Raw genomic sequence first — 15221 nt, forward strand, 5'->3', positions numbered from 1 at the left:
GGCGACGTTCCCAGCGGACAGGGCCGTGCCGGCCAGTCCTAAGGCATTGATTGGCATGGGGATTTCTCCTTCGACGGGAAGGAGCGGGCGGCGCCGCTTTCCGGAATTCCGCATAAAGCGGGGTCGCGGGCTGGCGGGCCGCCGGAACGGCGGGCGCCGGTTTCTAGGTATGAACGGCCAGCGGCCTGCCGCGCAAGGCGCCGGGCGGCTGGCCGACCACGCGCTTGAAGGCCCGGCTGAAGGCGGCCAGCGAACCGTAGCCCAGGCGGTAGGCCACCGTTTCGATGGGCTGGCGTTCCCGCTCTATCCACTGCACGGCAAGCTGCATGCGCAGTTCGGTCAGGTAGCGCAGCGGCGTCATGCCGGTCACGGCCAGGAAGCGTTCGGCGAAGACCGAGCGCGAACTGCCCATCTGCGCCGCCAGTTCCGCGACCGTCCATGGGCGGCCCGGATCGCGGTGCAGCGCGACGATGACCTTGCCCAGGCGGGGGTCGCGCAGGGCCTGGACCCAGCCGGTGGCGTCGCCGCATCCGCATTCGACCCAGCCGCGCACGATGAAGGCGGACACCACGTCGGCCAGCCGCGCGAGGATGCCGGCGAAACCGGCGCGCCGCGCCCGCGCCTCGCGCTCCATGGCATCGAGCATGGGCCGGATCTCGGGGTAGCGGTCGAGCAGGGTGCCGACCAGCATGACCTCGGGCATCGAGGCCACGAGCATCTGCATGCCGCCCAGGTGGAACTCCATGCAGCCGCTGAAGACCAGCGGGCCGCCGGCCGGACAGGCGGCCGGCTTGACCGCGCAGACCTGTTCGCAGATGTCGACCGATTCGAAGGCCGCGATGTCCCGGCTGGGTGTCCCGGCCGAGGACAGCAGTTCGTGCATCCCGCCATGCGGCAGCAGTACGGCATCGCCGGCGTCGAGCCGGTGCAGGGCTCCGCTCGCGGTGCGCAGCAGCAACGGGCCCCGGCCGACGAAGTGGAACTGCGCGCGCCCCGGAGCCTGGCCGAAACGCACGCCGCAGGGGGGCGCCAGTTCGATCCGCCGGTACTGGACGCCGACCAGCCGCATGCCGAGCAGCAGTTCGCTGGCGGGATCGAAGTCGGGGACGGGTTCCAGATCGGCTACATCCATGATTTCCGGACGATAGATCAATAAAAAAGGATTCTACGTCATAGACAGTCCTGTTGCGTGGCCGATACGCTGCGGCTTTCGTCAATCCTGGAAGTCGTCATGAGTGAATGCATTTCTCCCGGCCGCCTGGCCGCCGCGCCGGACCGGCCCGCCTGGGGCGCGGTGTTCGGGCTGGCGCTGGGCGTGTTCGGCCTGGTCACGGCCGAGTTCCTGCCCGCCAGCCTGCTGACGCCGATGGCCTCCAGCCTGGGCGTGACAGAGGGCCTGGCGGGGCAGGCGGTGACGGCGACCTCCGCGGTCGCGCTGGTCACCAGCCTCCTGATCGCGGCGGCAACGCGCGGCATCGACCGCAGGTGGGTGTTGATGGCGTTTTCCGTGCTGCTGATCGCCTCGAACCTGCTGGTCGCCTTCGCGCCCAGCCTGGCCGTCATCCTGTTGGGGCGGGTGCTGCTGGGCATCGCCATCGGCGGGTTCTGGACGATGTCGGCCGCGACGGCGATGCGGCTCGTGCCCGACGCCATGGTGCCGCGCGCGTTGTCCCTGATCTTCGGCGGCGTGTCGGTCGCGACGATCGCGGCGGCGCCGCTGGGCAGCTATTTCGGCCATCTGTTCGGATGGCGCAATGTCTTCCTGCTGGCCACGTCGCTGGGCGTGGCGGCGTTGATATGGCAGGCCCTGACCTTGCCGCGCATGGCGCCCGCGGGTTCCACGCGCCTGGGCACGCTGGTCGACGTACTGCGGCGGCCGGGCGTGGCGCTGGGCATGGGGGCCTGCATCATGGTCTTCACCGGACACTTCGCCTTCTTCACCTATCTGCGGCCGTTCCTGGAGGGCGTGCCCGGCGTGGACGTCAACGGCCTGTCGGCCATGCTGCTGGGGTTCGGCGTAGCCAATTTCGTCGGCACGTCGCTTTCGGGCCTGCTGCTGCAGCGCAGCCTGCGCATGACGCTGCTGCTGATGCCGCTGGCGATGGGCGGCATCGGCCTGGTCCTGGCCGGCATGGAGACGCTGCCCTGGGTCGCGGCCCTGCTGGTCGCGCTGTGGGGCATGGCCTTCGGCGCGGTGCCGGTGGCCTGGTCGTCCTGGTTGACGCGGGTGGTGCCCGACGAAGCCGAGAGCGGGGGCGGACTGATCGTGGCGGCCGTGCAACTGGCCATTACCGTGGGCGCGGCCGCCGGCGGCGTGGTGTTCGACGCCGGGGGCGCGCACGGCGTCTTCGCGGCCAGCGCGGTGTTGCTGCTGGGAGCGGCGCTGGTGGTGTTCAGGGGGTTCTGGCGGCGGCCGGCGCCGGCCGCCGCGCCTCTGGCCCGATAAGGGGCGCCAGGCCGCGGCCGCTACCCTAGCCCAGGCCGGCGTTGGCCCCGAGCACCGCGAGGGCGGTCATGTTGATGATGCGGCGGACCGTCGCGCTGGAGGTCAGGATGTGCACCGGCGCGTTCACGCCCAGCAGGAAGGGCCCCACGGCCACGTTGCCGCCGGCGGCGGTCTTGAGCAGGTTGTAGGCGATGTTGCCCGCGTCCACGTTGGGGCAGACCAGCAGGTTGGCTTCGCCCTTGAGCGTGGAGGACGGCAGGATGCGCAGCCGCAGGGCCTCGTCCAGCGCGCAGTCGCCGTGCATCTCGCCGTCCACCTCCAGGTCCGGCGCCTGTTCGCGCAGCAGGTCCAGCGCGCGGCGCATCTTGCCGCCCGAGGCCGAACTGCCCGAGCCGAAGTTCGAGCGCGACAGCAGCGCGGTCTTGGGCGCCAGGTCCAGCCGCCGCATGGCCTCGGCCGCCGCCTGCGTGTATTCGGCGATCTGCTCGGCGCTGGGATCGTCGTTGACGTGCGTGTCCACCAGCGCGATGGTCCGTTCGTTCAGCAGCAGGATGTTCATCGCCGCATAGACGCCGTGCCCGGGCCGCCGGCCGATGACCTCGTCGACGAAACGCAGGTGGTCGTGGTAGGCGCCGACGGTGCCGCAGATCATGCCGTCGGCATCGCCCAGGTGGACCATCATGGCGCCGATCAGCGTCATGCGGCGGCGCATCTCCACGCGCGCCATCTCCTTGGTGATGCCGCGGCGGCACATCTTTTCCCAATAGGTCGTCCAGTACTGGTGGAAGCGTTCGTCGAACTCGGGATTGGTCACCTCGACGTCCTGGCCCAGGCGCAGGCGCAGTCCGAACTTCTCGATGCGCGCGAGCAGCACTGCCGGGCGGCCGACCAGGATGGGCTTGGCCAGGCCTTCGTCCACGATCACCTGCACGGCCAGCAGCACGCGCTCGTCCTCGCCTTCGGTGAACACGATGCGCGCCTTGCCGCCGTCGCGCACGAAGCGTTTGGCGTTGGCGAACAGCGGCTTCATGAAGGCGCCGGAGCGATAGACGAACTGCTGCAACTGCTCGGCATACGCGTCCAGGTCCGCCAGCGGACGGGTCGCCACGCCGCTGGCCATCGCGGCGGCGGCCACCGCGGGTGCGATACGCACGATCAGGCGCGGATCGAAGGGCTTGGGGATCAGGTAGTCGGGACCGAAGCGCAGGTCATAGGTGCCGTAGGCGGCGGCCACCACCTCGTTCTGTTCTTCCTCGGCCAGGCCGGCGATGGCGTAGACCGCGGCCTTTTCCATCTCGCGCGTGATCGTGGAGGCGCCCACGTCCAGCGCGCCCCGGAAGATGTAGGGAAAGCACAGCACGTTGTTGACCTGGTTGGGGAAATCCGAGCGCCCGGTGGCCATGACGACGTCGTCGCGCACGGCGTGGGCCGCGTCGGGCAGGATCTCGGGCGTGGGGTTGGCCAGCGCCAGGATCAGCGGCCGGGGGGCCATGGCCGCCACCATGTCGGGCTTGAGCACGCCGCCGGCCGACAGCCCCAGGAATACGTCCGCGCCGGCGATGACCTCGGCCAGCGCGCGGGCCGAGGTCTTCTGCGCGAAGGCGGCCTTCTGTTCGTCCATCAGCACCGTGCGTCCCTCGTACACCACGCCTTCGATGTCGGTGACCCAGATGTTCTCGCGCGGCAGGCCCAGGTCCATCATCAGTTCCAGGCAGGCCAGGGCGGCGGCGCCGGCGCCGGAGGTCACGACCTTGACCTGGGCGATGTCCTTGCCGACCACCTTCAGGCCGTTGATGAATGCGGCGCTGACGGTAATGGCGGTGCCGTGCTGGTCGTCGTGGAAGACCGGGATCGTCATGCGCTCGCGCAGCCTGCGTTCGACGGCGAAGCACTCGGGCGCCTTGATGTCCTCGAGATTGATGCCGCCGAAGGTCGGGCCCAGCGAGGCGATGATGTCCACCAGCTTGTCCGGGTCGGTCTCGTCGATCTCGATGTCGAACACGTCGATGCCGGCGAATTTCTTGAACAGTACGGCCTTGCCTTCCATGACCGGTTTGGACGCCAGCGGGCCGATGTTGCCCAGGCCCAGCACGGCGGTGCCGTTGGAGATCACCCCCACCAGATTGCCGCGAGCGGTGTAGCGGAAGGCATTGGCCGGGTCGGCGACGATTTCCTCGCAGGCGGCGGCGACGCCCGGCGTATAGGCCAGGGCAAGGTCGCGCTGCGTGACCAGCGGCTTGGTCGGGTAGATCGACACTTTTCCCGGAACGGGGAATTCGTGGTAATCGAGGGCGGCCTGGCGAATCGTGGTGCTCATCTTCCTGTCCTTCCGTGCCCCAGGGGCATAGGGTTGCATCAAGATCCAGCCATTCTAGGTGGCGGTTATCATTGAAATATTCTGATTACGGATGTATTCATAATATTTTGCTGATATCTTGACGATTCCAGGCATGCCGGATTCCGTGTTTCCCTCCGATGATGTCGTCCGCCGGCTGGTTTCCCGGCTGAAGATGCGTCACCTGCAACTGATCGTGCAGGTCCACCGGCTCGGTTCCCTGACGCGGGTGGCCGAACTGATGGCGACCAGCCAGCCGGCGGTGACCAATGCCTTGTCGGAACTGGAATCCATGTTCGGTGCGCCGCTGTTCGTCCGCACGGCGCGCGGCATGGCGCCCACCGACATCGGGCGGGTCGTGGCGGGCCGGGCGCGGGCCATGCTGCAGGACCTGGGGCACCTGGTACGCGACATGGAGGCTTCCAGCGCGGGCCTGGCCGCCCGCCTGCACGTGGGGGTGACGCCCTTCGTGTCCGGACGGCTGGTGGCCGAGGCCGTCTGCGCCGTGCAGGCGGGTCCCCGGCGGCTGGCCGTGCGCATCCACGACGGCACCAGCGAGAGCCTGCTGCGCGCGCTGCGCGATCATGCGCTGGACGTGGTCATCGCGCGGGCGAGCCCCATGCTGGACCTGCAGGGCCTGGCGTTCGAACCCCTGTATCGGCAGCAGGCCCGGCTGATCAGCAACCGGCGCCTGGCGGCGCAATTGAGCCGCACGCCGCTTTCATGGCCCCGGCTGGCCGAACTCGACTGGGTCCTGGGCGAGCCGCACACCGCGCTGCGCGAGCAGGTCGCCGGCCTGTTCATCCAGGCGGGCGTCACGCCGCCCGTGCCAATTACCGAAGGCTACTCGGCCAAGCTCATCGGCGAGATCATTGCCGCATCCGAGCGCGCGGTCTCGCTGCTGCCGGCCGACATCGCCGAAGAACTGGTGCACGTGGTGGGCGTGGCCATCGTTCCGTATTCCATCGCCTGGAACCTGCCGCCCATCGCGGCCATCGTGCGCGGGGATAGCGGCGAGAACGAATCGCACCGGCGCTTTCTGGAGGCCGTGCGCCAGGTTTCCGGCGGCATGCGGCGGGACGCGCCGGATCCGGGCCGGCAGACCGAGTTCTGACCGGCGCGCTAGCGTGCGCCGGCCTGGAGCAGGATGCGTTCGATGGCGGTGAAGCCGCGCTGGCGGGCGTGTTGCAGCGGCGTGATGCCGTTGCCGTCGGCCAGATTCACGTCGGCATGCGCGTCCACCAGCAGGCGCACGATGTCGGTGTGGCGGGCGCCGCCCGTACCCAGGATGATGGCTTCGAGCAGCGCGGTCCAGTGCAGGTTGTTGACGTGGTTCACGTCCACGCCCGCCTTGATCAGCGTGCGGACCGTCTCGACGTGGCCGCGTTCGGCGGCCGGGATCAGCGCCGTGCCGCCGTAGCGATTGGTGCTCTTCAGGTCGGCGCCGTGCGCCAGCGTCAACTGGAGGATCTCGTTGTGTCCGCGCGCGCCCGCGTACAGATAGGGGCTGTCGTTGATGCTGTCCTTGGCGTTGACGTCGGCGCCCGCTTCGATCAGGGCGCGGGCCGCGTCCACGTTGTTGCGGTGGGTGGCGATCAGCAGCGGCGTGGCGCCCGCGGCATCGCGCGCCTCGAGGTCCGCCCCCTGGCCGATCAGGGCGCGCACCTCGGCGGCCGTGCCCCGTTCGGCGGCGGCGCGCAGCCGGCCGTCCGGGCCGGCGCCGTTCACGGGCGCCGACAGCGAGGCGAGCAGGGTCGCCGCGACCCCGAGGCGGATGGATAGGCGCTTGCACAGCATGCGCGAGTCTCCCTGGAAAGGTGGAGACGTGATGTTAAGCCGAGATGTCCCGGTCCAGCAGTTGCAGCGGCGGGATGAACAGCGTCGCGTTGCAGCCCTGGCATCGGAAAAGCCGTCGTCCCGGGAAGAGCCGCATCCAGAAGCGCCGAGGCCGGCGCGATTTGCGTGCTTGGCACGGGCAAGGACGAAAAAGCATGGGGAATCCTCAGGGCTGTCCGGCCGCGTGCCGGATCAGCAATTAGAGGATGGGGCGGGGCCGGCGGCTATCCCGAGAAATGAGTAATCGCAGGCAGGCGGGCGCGCAGGCGCGTGCCGCTCGCGTCCGACTCGATCTCCAGCCGTCCGCCAAGGCGGGCGATGCGGGCCCGCATGCTGCGCAGTCCGATGCCTGCCATGGAGCGGTCGGCCAGCGCGACGTCGAATCCCGTGCCGTCGTCCTCGACGCTCAACGCCAGCGCGCCGTGGCCGGCGTCAGTCAGGGTCACGGCGATCGCGCCTGCGCGGCTGTGCTTGATTACATTGGTCAAGGCTTCCTCCAGGAAGCGGGTCAAGGCGAGCAGATGGGCCGTTTCCGGTTTCGAGGGCCAGGCCGGGGCGATCTTCCAGGCGCATCGGACTCCCTGCTCATCGAACAGCTCGCCGAAGCGGCGGCGCAGCGGCGCGATCCAGTCGGCGGGCGAGGCCACCGTTGCCGGGACCGCCCCGAAACTCTGGTCCAGGACCTGCCGCAGGTCGTCCCTCAGGCTTTTCAGGACCGACACGTAGTGCTGCGGCGGCAGCGCGGCGTCGCCCTTTTCCGCCATGACGATGGACCGCACCAGGGAGCTGCCCAGGCCGTCGTGCAGGTCGTGGGATATCTGCAGCCGTTCGCTCAACCGGGCATTGGCCACTTCCAGCTCGTGCTGCCGGCCCAGGGTAAGAGTGAGTTCCCGGCGGGCCTGGTCGACGTGTTCGGCCAGCTCGCGGTTGAACCGCTCCACGCGCCCGAGGGTGGTGGTGAAGCTCCAGGCCAGGACCAGGGCCATGCCTATCATCATCAGCGGGGCGGTGGCGGCCGTATAGCCATGCACGTCGTCGATGATGCGCAGGAACGCCAGCATGTCGTGCGTGACGGCCACCAGGAAGCTCAGCATGCAGGCGGCCAGGAACAGGTGCTCGGGGCGGCGCGTGCGCAGGGCGTGCAGCTGGAACTGCACGCAGGTTCCGACGAACACGCCGGCATAGCCCACCGCCACGAGATAGAACACGATCTTGGGCTGAACCGGCCCCAGCGCCAGCAGCGCCGCGCACACCGCGCCCGTGGTGATCCAGAGCGCCTTTTCCAGGCGGGGGAAGCGCTGGTCGCCGAAGCGCCAGGCGAACATCGAGAACGCGCTGCAATAGATGGTGAAGATGAGGGTGATCCAGGTGGACCAGCCGTGCGTGGTGGCGAACGGCCAGGGCGTCGCGACGACCGAATTCAGGCCGAACAGCAGCCAGGCCAGCGATGTCAGCGCATACCACCCATAGGCCTGCTCGTTGCGCCGCAGGAGCCAGACCACCAGGAAGAAGCAGCCCAGCGTGATGGAAATGATCAGGTTGACCTGCGGGAAGACGCGCCGCAGCAGCCATTCCCGTTCGTAGAGCGGACGGATTTCGTCGGGCGGGCCGATGTGCACCCCACCCAACCCGGAGCTGTAGAGGTCGTAGCCCACCGCCTTGAACCACAAGGTGTTGGTGCCGGCATGCAGCGCCGAAGGCGGCAGCAGGGAATAGCGCGGCATGTTCCAGCCGCGCGACAGGGGTTCGGCCAGGCTGTCGTCCGCCCAGAGCGGATCGTCGTTGACGCTTCCCGCGCCGGCCATCGACAGGTATTCGAGGAAGGCGGCCACGGGTTGGCCGGGGCAGTGCGTCCATTGGACGCGATACCAGACCGTGCCGTCGTGGCCGGGCCAGCGCGTCGACCAGATGTCGGGCAGGGTGACGGCCTCCCAGCCCGTGGTGGGCGGCGTGTCCGGGGCTTCGTTCGCGCGGGCGGCGCTGATGGAGGAGATCGCCGGACGGCAGGCGTCCGCGCGGACCGTGTGCGCCAGGCCAAGCCAGAGCGCCAGGACTACAGCAAGCCAAGCGAGCGCGCTTCGTGGATGGCGCGCGTGCGGGACGTGACCGCCAGCTTCCGATAGATGTTCTTGATGTGGCATGCGGCGGTATGGGGGGAGACGAACAACTGCTCGGCGATTTCGCGATTGGTGTGGCCCTGGGCGACCAGTTCGAGGATTTCCCGCTCGCGCTTGCTCAGCGGCGCTTCGGCCGGTGCCGGGGCCGGCGATGCGGGCGGGGGAAGCAGCGTCAGCAGGCGCCGGGCGACGAACGGGTCGATGGGCGCGCCGCCTCGCAGCGCGCTGCGCACGGACATCGCGATTTCCTGGTCGTCCCGTTCTTTCAGGACGTAGCCGCTGGCGCCCAGTTTCAGCGCGGCGAGAATCACGTCCTCGGTGGTGCAGGTCGAGATCACCAGGATGCCCGCCTGGGCATCGCGCGCGTGCAGGATTTCTATCAGCTCCAGACCGCTGCCATCTGGCAGCCCCAGGTCGATCAGCGCGAACGGGAAGCGGGCACCGCTGTCGAGGTGGAAGCGGGCTTCGGCCAGCGTGGCGCAGGCGACCAGCGCACTCGGGGAATAGCCGAGGTCGGCCAGGAGGCGCAGAATCCGCTGGCGGACCAGCGGTTCATCGTCGACGACGAGGACGGGAGCGGAAAGAGAGAGGTCGGTCATGAGGGAGGCGAAGCGGAGCGCGCGCGGCCGGGCTTGCCGTCGGCCGAACCTCGCGGGCTGACGCCGCCAATTGTAACACAATGTTTGTGTGTTGCAAATGCCGAGAATGAGGTATTGCTTGATGCAAAACGGCCGCGCCGGCAGGTCCCGATGGAATCTGCCGGCGCGGCCATGCATGGACGGGCTGGGGATCAGGCTTCCTGCCAGACCTCGGACGGAATCAGCACGCTGCCCTCGAACAGCCGCCGGGCCGTGCGGATCACCGCCGCGCGCCGGATGGTGGGCGTGGCGCTGACCAGGTCCACGTCGAGGTCGATGGATATCGTGCCCGACGGATGCTCGATGCGCACCACGCCCTGCGGCGGTACGCTGTCCAGGCCGGAGAGCCGGGACGCGATGGTGCCGGGAACGGCGCAGGCCGAGGCCACGCACAAGGCGCCGGTGACGGCGTGCGCGCGGTGGCAGGAGTAGGGCACGAAGTAGCGCGACGAGATCGTGCCGCCGTGCTGCGGTTCGGCCAGCAGCCCGATCTTGGGCACGACCGATGCGCTGACGTCGCCCAGCCCCATCAATTCGCCCGCCTTGCGCCGGATGGCTTCCATCCTGGCGATCAGCGCGGTGTCGGCATCGAGCTCCTCGGCGCTTTCATGGCCGGTCTTGCCCAGTTGGGTGGCCGAGAACAGCACCATGGGCATGGCGACGTCCACGCAGCTGACTTCGATGCCGTCGATCACGTCCAGCGGCCGGCCGGTGGGCAGCAGCTTGCCGGTGATGGAGCCGATGGCGCTGCGGAAATTCAGCTTGACGGGCGCGGCGGTGCCGGGCACGCCGTCGATCGCCGCATCGCCCGAGTAGGTCACCGAGCCGCCCGGTGTCTGCACGATGGCGTGGACTTCGGCCTGCGTGTTGACATTGAAGATGCGCACGGTCGTCTCGTCGCCCTGCGCCGGCACCAGTCCGGCGTCGATGGCGTAGGGGCCGACCGCGCCCAGGATGTTGCCGCAGTTCGGGCGCGTGTCGACCAGGCGCTCGTTCACCAGGACCTGGGCGAACAGATAATCGACGTCTATGCCCGGGCGCTGCGAGGGGCTGATGATGGCGACCTTGCTGGTGAAGGGCGTGGCGCCGCCGATGCCGTCCACCTGGTAGGAATGGGGCGATCCCATGGCGGCCAGCAGCACTTCGTCGCGCCGCGCCGGATCGGACGGAAGGTCCGAGGCAAGAAAGAAAGGTCCGCGCGAGGTTCCGCCCCGCATCATGACGCACGGTATCTTCGTCTGCATGATCATTCCACCTGGATCTTGGCGTCGGTCACGACACGCTTCCATACCGCCAGTTCTTTCTGGATCTGCGCCATCAACTGTTCGGGCTTGCCGATGGCGGGCTCCTCGCCGTTGGCCTTGAGTTGTTCCACGGTTTCCGGCAGCGCCAGCGCGACGTTCATTTCCTTGTTCAGCCGCTGCTGGATGTCGGCGGGCAGGCCCTTGGGGGCGATCAGCCCATACCAGACGATCACTTCATAGCCCGGCACGCCGGCCTCGGCCACCGTGGGGATGGAAGGCTCGGCCTGGATGCGCTTGGGCAGCGTCTCGGCCACGACCTTCAGCCGGCCGCTCTTCATGTAGGGAAAGGCCGCGCCGGCGGTGCTGAAGAAGAGGTCGGTCTGGCCCGCCACGGTGTCGGTCAGGGCCGGGGCCGTGCCGCGGTAGGGCACGTGGGTCATCTCGATCCCGGCGGTACGCTGGAACAGTTCCGTGGCCAGGTGGGAGATGCCGCCCTGGCCGGACGAGGCGTAGGTCAGGCCGCCTTTCCTGGTCTTGGCGAGCTGGATCAGGTCGGCCAGACTGTTGACCGGCAGGGTGGTCGGCACCGCGATCAGGAGCGGGCCGCGCGCGATCATGCCGATGGGTGTGATGTCCTTGATCGGGTCGAACTTGATCGGATAGAGGCTGGGATTGACCGAGTAGCTGTTGGAGATCAGCGTGAGCGTGTAGCCGTCGGGATCGGCCTTCACGCCGGCTTCCACGCCCAGCTTGCCGCCGGCGCCGGCGCGGTTTTCGATCACCACCGGCTGGCCCAGCGCGTCGCCCAGGCGTCGGCCCAGGGTGCGGGCGATGGCGTCGTTGCCGCCGCCGGGAGCGAAGGGCACGATCAGCTTGATGGGCTTGGTCGGATAGTCGGCCGCCTGCGCGGCCTGCCACGAGGTGGCGGCCAGCGTGCCCAGCAGCGCGGACAGCAGGGTGCGGCGGAAGGCCTTGAACGCCGAGCCGGCGCGAGGCGTGAGAGGGTACGTCATACAGGGTCTCCGGGGACGGTTCTTGTGTCTGGATGGAAGAACTGCCGAGCAAGGCGCGTGCCATGGGTGGCAACTGAGAGGGTGTCCAGAGCTAAGTTTTTGATTCGTATGGAATTTCTGGGCGCGGCCAGGGGGCGTGGCAACGCGCCTCGGAAGATTCGTTGTTTCAATAATGTAACGCGTTTCGCCGAAGCGCCGTCACCGCCCGGTGGGCGCGTAGACCTCGCCCCGCATCAGCCGGCGCGCGGTGCGCGTGACGGTCGTGCTGTCGACGCGCGGCTGCTGTCCGCCGCTGACGGCGGCGCCCACGGGCAGAGAACCCGAGGCGTGGCCGATGACGATGTCGCCGCCGTCCGCGGGGGCGCGGCCCAGTTCGGCGCCCAGGGTGCCGGGCAGGCGCACGCAGGCGGCCAGGCACATCGCGCCCGTCAGCGGCGTTGCCCGGTGCGGCTGGCCGGCCGAGAACATGCGGGCGGTGATGTCCACGTCCCGGGCTCGAAGCGAAGCGCCCGAAGGCAGAACCACGTCGGCGGGCGGCGACAGCAGGCAGACCAGCGGCAGGTTGCGCAGGCGCGTGCGCGCCTCGTCCTCGGTGGCGAGCCCCATCAGGACGGCGGCGGCCACGCGCAGTTCCTCGCATTGCCGGACCAGATCCGGCCGCGCATCGATCTGCGCCGCCGATTCGATGCCGGCCAGGCCGAAGTCGGCGGCGCGCGCGAAGACCGTCGGGTTCGAGACGTCGATGCACGAGACCTCGATCGTCCCCACGCCGGGGATCGTCACGGTGTCGCGCGCGGCGCCGGTGGGGAACAGCTTGCCGGTCGTGGCGCCGCCCGGGTCCAGGAAGGACAGCCGGATGGGCGAGCCGGTGCCCGCCACGCCGGGCAGCACGAAATCGCCGGCGACCGCGGCGCGGCCGTCGCTGAGCGCGAAGTCGGCCACGATGATCTTGCCGGTGTTGGTGTTGTGGATGCGGACCGAGGCGCGGTCGCCCGATGTCCGCACCAGCCCCTCGTCCACGGCGTAGGGGCCGATGGCCGACGAGATGTTGCCGCAGTTGCCCCGGTACTGGACCAGCGGCGCGTCGATCGCGACCTGCCCGAAGGTGTAGTCCACGTCGGCGTCGCCGCGCGTGGGCGCGCCCACCACGGCGATCTTCGACAGCGACGAGATGCCGCCGCCCAGGCCGTCCAGTTGCCGCTTGCCGGGATCCGGGCTGCCCAGCGTGGCCAGGAAGACCTGGTCGCGCGCATCGCGGTCGGCGGGCAGGTCGCGGTCGTGGAAGACCAGGGCGCGGCTGGTGCCGCCGCGCATATAGACGGCTGGATAGGCTGCTTGGGGCATCGAAGTCTCCGAATGGGATGGCTGCCCGTTGCAAGGCCCATGCCAGCGGGGTCGCGCGATGCCGGAGCCCGGCGCGGCGCGGCAACGGCGGTGGCGTGTTTCACCGATTCTTGTGTTTGTGTTTCAATATTGAAAAGGAGTGAACATGAGCATCGCCGCATCCGATGACCGCCGGCCCCTGATCTGGGCCATCAGCGCGCACCGGCTGACCGAGGTCTTTCGCACCGTCAGCCCCGAACTCGCGGACCGGGCCGCCATCGAGATCATCGACAAGGGTTTCGACGACGCGATCGCCGAGATCGCCCGACGCAGCGAAAAGCGGGCCTGCGACGTCATCGTCGCGGCGGGCGCCCACGGCGCCTACCTGCGCCAGAACGTCAGCATTCCCGTGGCCTTCGTCAAGGTGGGCGGCTTCGATCTGATGGCCGCGATCTGCAAGGCGCGGCAGTTCTCCGACCGCATCGCCATGGTCATGCACCGGCGCGTGCCGCCGGCGTTGAACCGTTTCGCGACGCTGTTCTCCTTGCCCATGCAGATCCGCGCCTACCAGACCGCCGAGGATGCCCGGCACTGCATCCAGGAACTGGCGGCGGCCGGCGTCGAGGTGGTGGTCGGCCCCGGCCTGATCGCCAACCTGGCCGATGAAGCCGGCTTGACGGGCATCCTGGTCTATTCGCTGGATTCCGTGCGCGCCGCCTTCGACGACGCGATCGAGATCGCCGCCGCGCAGAAGGCCGAGAAGTCGCGCCGCACGCAGCTCGATTCGGTGCTCTATCACCTGAACGACGGCGTCATCGCCGTGGACATGGCCGGCCGCATCGTCGCCGCCAATCCCTCGGTAGACAAGCTGACCGGCCGCCGCGTGCGCGAGGCCCTGGGCCAGCCGCTGCGCCAGGTGCTGCCGGACCTGGAGCCGGGGCAGGTCATGACCCGCGGGGCGAGCGAGATCGGCACCGTGCAGGAGATGGGCGGCAAGTCGGTCGTCGTCGATCGCGTGCCGCTGCTGGACGAGGGCATGCAGACCGGCGCCATCTTCACGCTGCACGGGTCCAGCGAACTGGAGCGTGCCGTCAGCAAGCTGCGGGCGCATACGCACCGGCGCTCGCGCGTGGCCCGCTACCGGCTGGACGATGTGGTGGCCGAGTCCGCCGCCATGCGCCAGGTGATCGCGCAGTGCCGGGTCTTCGCCGAGCACAGCGACGCGGCCGTGCTGATCCACGGCGAAAGCGGCACGGGCAAGGAACTGCTGGCCCAGGGCCTGCACAACGCCAGCCGGCGGCGCCGGCATCCCTTCATCGCCATCAACTGCGGCGCCTTCACCGAGACCCTGCTGGAAAGCGAGCTGTTCGGCTATGACGAGGGCGCCTTCACGGGCGCGCGCCGGCAGGGCAAGCCCGGCCTGTTCGAGTCCGCCAACGAGGGCACGCTGTTCCTGGACGAGATCGGCGAAATGCCGCTGCCGCTACAGACGCGGCTGTTGCGCGCCTTGCAGGAGAAGGAGATCACGCGGGTGGGCAGCGTCGACACCATCCCGGTCGACGTGCGCATCGTGGCCGCCACCCATCGCGACCTGCTGGCCATGGTCAGGGCGGGCGTTTTCCGCGAGGATCTTTACTACCGCCTGAACATCCTGCAGGTGGTGGTGCCGCCGCTGCGCGACCGGCCCGAGGACATCGAGGCGCTGGCCCGGCTGCTGCTGCCGGCGGCGCTGGGGCGCGCGGGATTGCAGGAAGCCGTGGCGCCCATGCTGGAGGCGGCGTTGCCCGTGCTGAAGGAAGGCGCATGGCGGGGCAACGTCAGGGAACTGGAGAACGTGTCGGAACGCCTGACCATGGCCTGCCTGACCGAGGGGCGGCCGCTGTCGCGCCGCGAGGTGCGGGCCATGCTGGCCGATGCGCCGGCCCGGCGACAGGCGCCCGCGGCGCGCAGCCTGTCGGCGGTGCGTGCCAGCCAGGAGGCCGCCCACGCCCGCGCCGTGCTGGCCGAATGCGCGGGCAATCACCAGGAGGCCGCGCGGCGGCTGGGCGTCAGCCGCACCACGCTGTGGCGCAAGATCAAGGCGGCGCAAGCCCGGGAGCAGGCTAGCGGTTGACGACCACGCCGGCGTCTATCGTGCCGTAGACGCTGATGCCGTTGCCGCTTTGCGCGGAGCCGGAGGGGGACCGGGGTGCGGGCGTGCAGGCCACGCAGAAGGCCGCCAGCAGCGGCCCGGTCGTCTTGAGCAGGAATCGAAGCATAGGGTTTCCAG

Annotated in this window: 12 protein-coding genes; 3 read left to right on the top strand and 9 right to left on the bottom strand. The window is 69.3% G+C overall.

What is annotated here, in order from left to right:
* Positions 1-163: 163 nt before the first annotated feature.
* Positions 164-1132 (bottom strand): AraC family transcriptional regulator, encoded by a 969-nt coding sequence (locus tag EV675_RS23745; protein WP_130360631.1) that lies wholly within the window; start codon positions 1130-1132, stop codon positions 164-166.
* 99 nt (positions 1133-1231) lie between these two features.
* On the opposite strand from EV675_RS23745, the gene EV675_RS23750 reads away from it, so the two are divergent.
* Positions 1232-2446 carry an MFS transporter gene (locus tag EV675_RS23750; RefSeq protein ID WP_130360633.1) on the top strand — a complete coding sequence of 405 codons (1215 nt, stop codon included), beginning with the start codon at positions 1232-1234 and terminating at the stop codon, positions 2444-2446.
* A gap of 25 nt (positions 2447-2471) precedes the next feature.
* Here EV675_RS23750 and EV675_RS23755 read toward each other — a convergent pair whose 3' ends face one another.
* Positions 2472-4763: an NADP-dependent malic enzyme gene (locus EV675_RS23755; protein WP_130360635.1), complete on the bottom strand. Its 2292-nt coding sequence runs from the start codon at positions 4761-4763 to the stop codon at positions 2472-2474.
* A 133-nt stretch (positions 4764-4896) separates the two neighbouring features.
* Between EV675_RS23755 and EV675_RS23760 the strand changes: the two genes are divergently transcribed.
* Positions 4897-5895 carry a LysR substrate-binding domain-containing protein gene (locus EV675_RS23760; RefSeq protein WP_130360637.1) on the top strand — a complete coding sequence of 333 codons (999 nt, stop codon included), beginning with the start codon at positions 4897-4899 and terminating at the stop codon, positions 5893-5895.
* Positions 5896-5903: 8 nt separating this feature from the next.
* Here the strand turns inward: EV675_RS23760 and EV675_RS23765 are convergent, their stop codons facing one another.
* The 6 genes from EV675_RS23765 to EV675_RS23790 all read right to left on the bottom strand — a co-directional run bounded on the left by EV675_RS23765 (position 5904) and on the right by EV675_RS23790 (position 12973).
* A complete protein-coding gene (locus EV675_RS23765; RefSeq protein WP_130360639.1) occupies positions 5904-6578 on the bottom strand; it encodes an ankyrin repeat domain-containing protein in 675 nt (224 codons plus the stop codon).
* Between the two features lie 263 nt (positions 6579-6841).
* Positions 6842-8758, bottom strand: a complete 1917-nt coding sequence (locus tag EV675_RS23770) for a sensor histidine kinase (protein ID WP_130360641.1) — start codon at positions 8756-8758, stop codon at positions 6842-6844.
* On the bottom strand, positions 8671-9333 hold the full coding sequence (locus EV675_RS23775) for a LuxR C-terminal-related transcriptional regulator (protein WP_130360643.1): 663 nt from the start codon (positions 9331-9333) through the stop codon (positions 8671-8673). Before EV675_RS23775 ends, EV675_RS23770 begins: the two co-directional genes overlap by 88 nt.
* A gap of 191 nt (positions 9334-9524) precedes the next feature.
* Positions 9525-10616: a 4-oxalomesaconate tautomerase gene (locus EV675_RS23780; protein WP_130360645.1), complete on the bottom strand. Its 1092-nt coding sequence runs from the start codon at positions 10614-10616 to the stop codon at positions 9525-9527.
* Between the two features lie 2 nt (positions 10617-10618).
* A complete protein-coding gene (locus tag EV675_RS23785) occupies positions 10619-11629 on the bottom strand; it encodes a Bug family tripartite tricarboxylate transporter substrate binding protein (protein ID WP_130360647.1) in 1011 nt (336 codons plus the stop codon).
* Between the two features lie 198 nt (positions 11630-11827).
* Positions 11828-12973, bottom strand: coding sequence for a 2-methylaconitate cis-trans isomerase PrpF family protein (locus EV675_RS23790; RefSeq protein WP_130360649.1), 1146 nt, complete (start codon positions 12971-12973; stop codon positions 11828-11830).
* 145 nt (positions 12974-13118) lie between these two features.
* Between EV675_RS23790 and prpR the strand changes: the two genes are divergently transcribed.
* Positions 13119-15065 carry a propionate catabolism operon regulatory protein PrpR gene (gene prpR / locus EV675_RS23795; RefSeq protein ID WP_130360651.1) on the top strand — a complete coding sequence of 649 codons (1947 nt, stop codon included), beginning with the start codon at positions 13119-13121 and terminating at the stop codon, positions 15063-15065.
* Here prpR and EV675_RS29785 read toward each other — a convergent pair.
* Positions 15055-15210, bottom strand: coding sequence for a hypothetical protein (locus EV675_RS29785; protein WP_165404745.1), 156 nt, complete (start codon positions 15208-15210; stop codon positions 15055-15057). The genes prpR and EV675_RS29785 overlap by 11 nt on opposite strands.
* Positions 15211-15221 lie beyond the last annotated feature (11 nt).

The sequence above is a fragment of the Pigmentiphaga kullae genome (assembly GCF_004216695.1).
Lineage (GTDB): Bacteria > Pseudomonadota > Gammaproteobacteria > Burkholderiales > Burkholderiaceae_B > Pigmentiphaga > Pigmentiphaga kullae.

Coding starts and splice junctions, on each gene's coding strand:
- EV675_RS23770 (WP_130360641.1), bottom strand. CDS start 8,758: ATGCCACATCAAGAACATCTATCGGAAGCTGGCGGTCACGTCCCGCAC.
- EV675_RS23750 (WP_130360633.1), top strand. CDS start 1,232: ATGAGTGAATGCATTTCTCCCGGCCGCCTGGCCGCCGCGCCGGACCGG.
- EV675_RS29785 (WP_165404745.1), bottom strand. CDS start 15,210: ATGCTTCGATTCCTGCTCAAGACGACCGGGCCGCTGCTGGCGGCCTTC.
- EV675_RS23755 (WP_130360635.1), bottom strand. CDS start 4,763: ATGAGCACCACGATTCGCCAGGCCGCCCTCGATTACCACGAATTCCCC.
- EV675_RS23780 (WP_130360645.1), bottom strand. CDS start 10,616: ATGCAGACGAAGATACCGTGCGTCATGATGCGGGGCGGAACCTCGCGC.
- EV675_RS23765 (WP_130360639.1), bottom strand. CDS start 6,578: ATGCTGTGCAAGCGCCTATCCATCCGCCTCGGGGTCGCGGCGACCCTG.
- EV675_RS23745 (WP_130360631.1), bottom strand. CDS start 1,132: ATGGATGTAGCCGATCTGGAACCCGTCCCCGACTTCGATCCCGCCAGC.
- EV675_RS23790 (WP_130360649.1), bottom strand. CDS start 12,973: ATGCCCCAAGCAGCCTATCCAGCCGTCTATATGCGCGGCGGCACCAGC.
- prpR (WP_130360651.1), top strand. CDS start 13,119: ATGAGCATCGCCGCATCCGATGACCGCCGGCCCCTGATCTGGGCCATC.
- EV675_RS23760 (WP_130360637.1), top strand. CDS start 4,897: ATGCCGGATTCCGTGTTTCCCTCCGATGATGTCGTCCGCCGGCTGGTT.
- EV675_RS23775 (WP_130360643.1), bottom strand. CDS start 9,333: ATGACCGACCTCTCTCTTTCCGCTCCCGTCCTCGTCGTCGACGATGAA.
- EV675_RS23785 (WP_130360647.1), bottom strand. CDS start 11,629: ATGACGTACCCTCTCACGCCTCGCGCCGGCTCGGCGTTCAAGGCCTTC.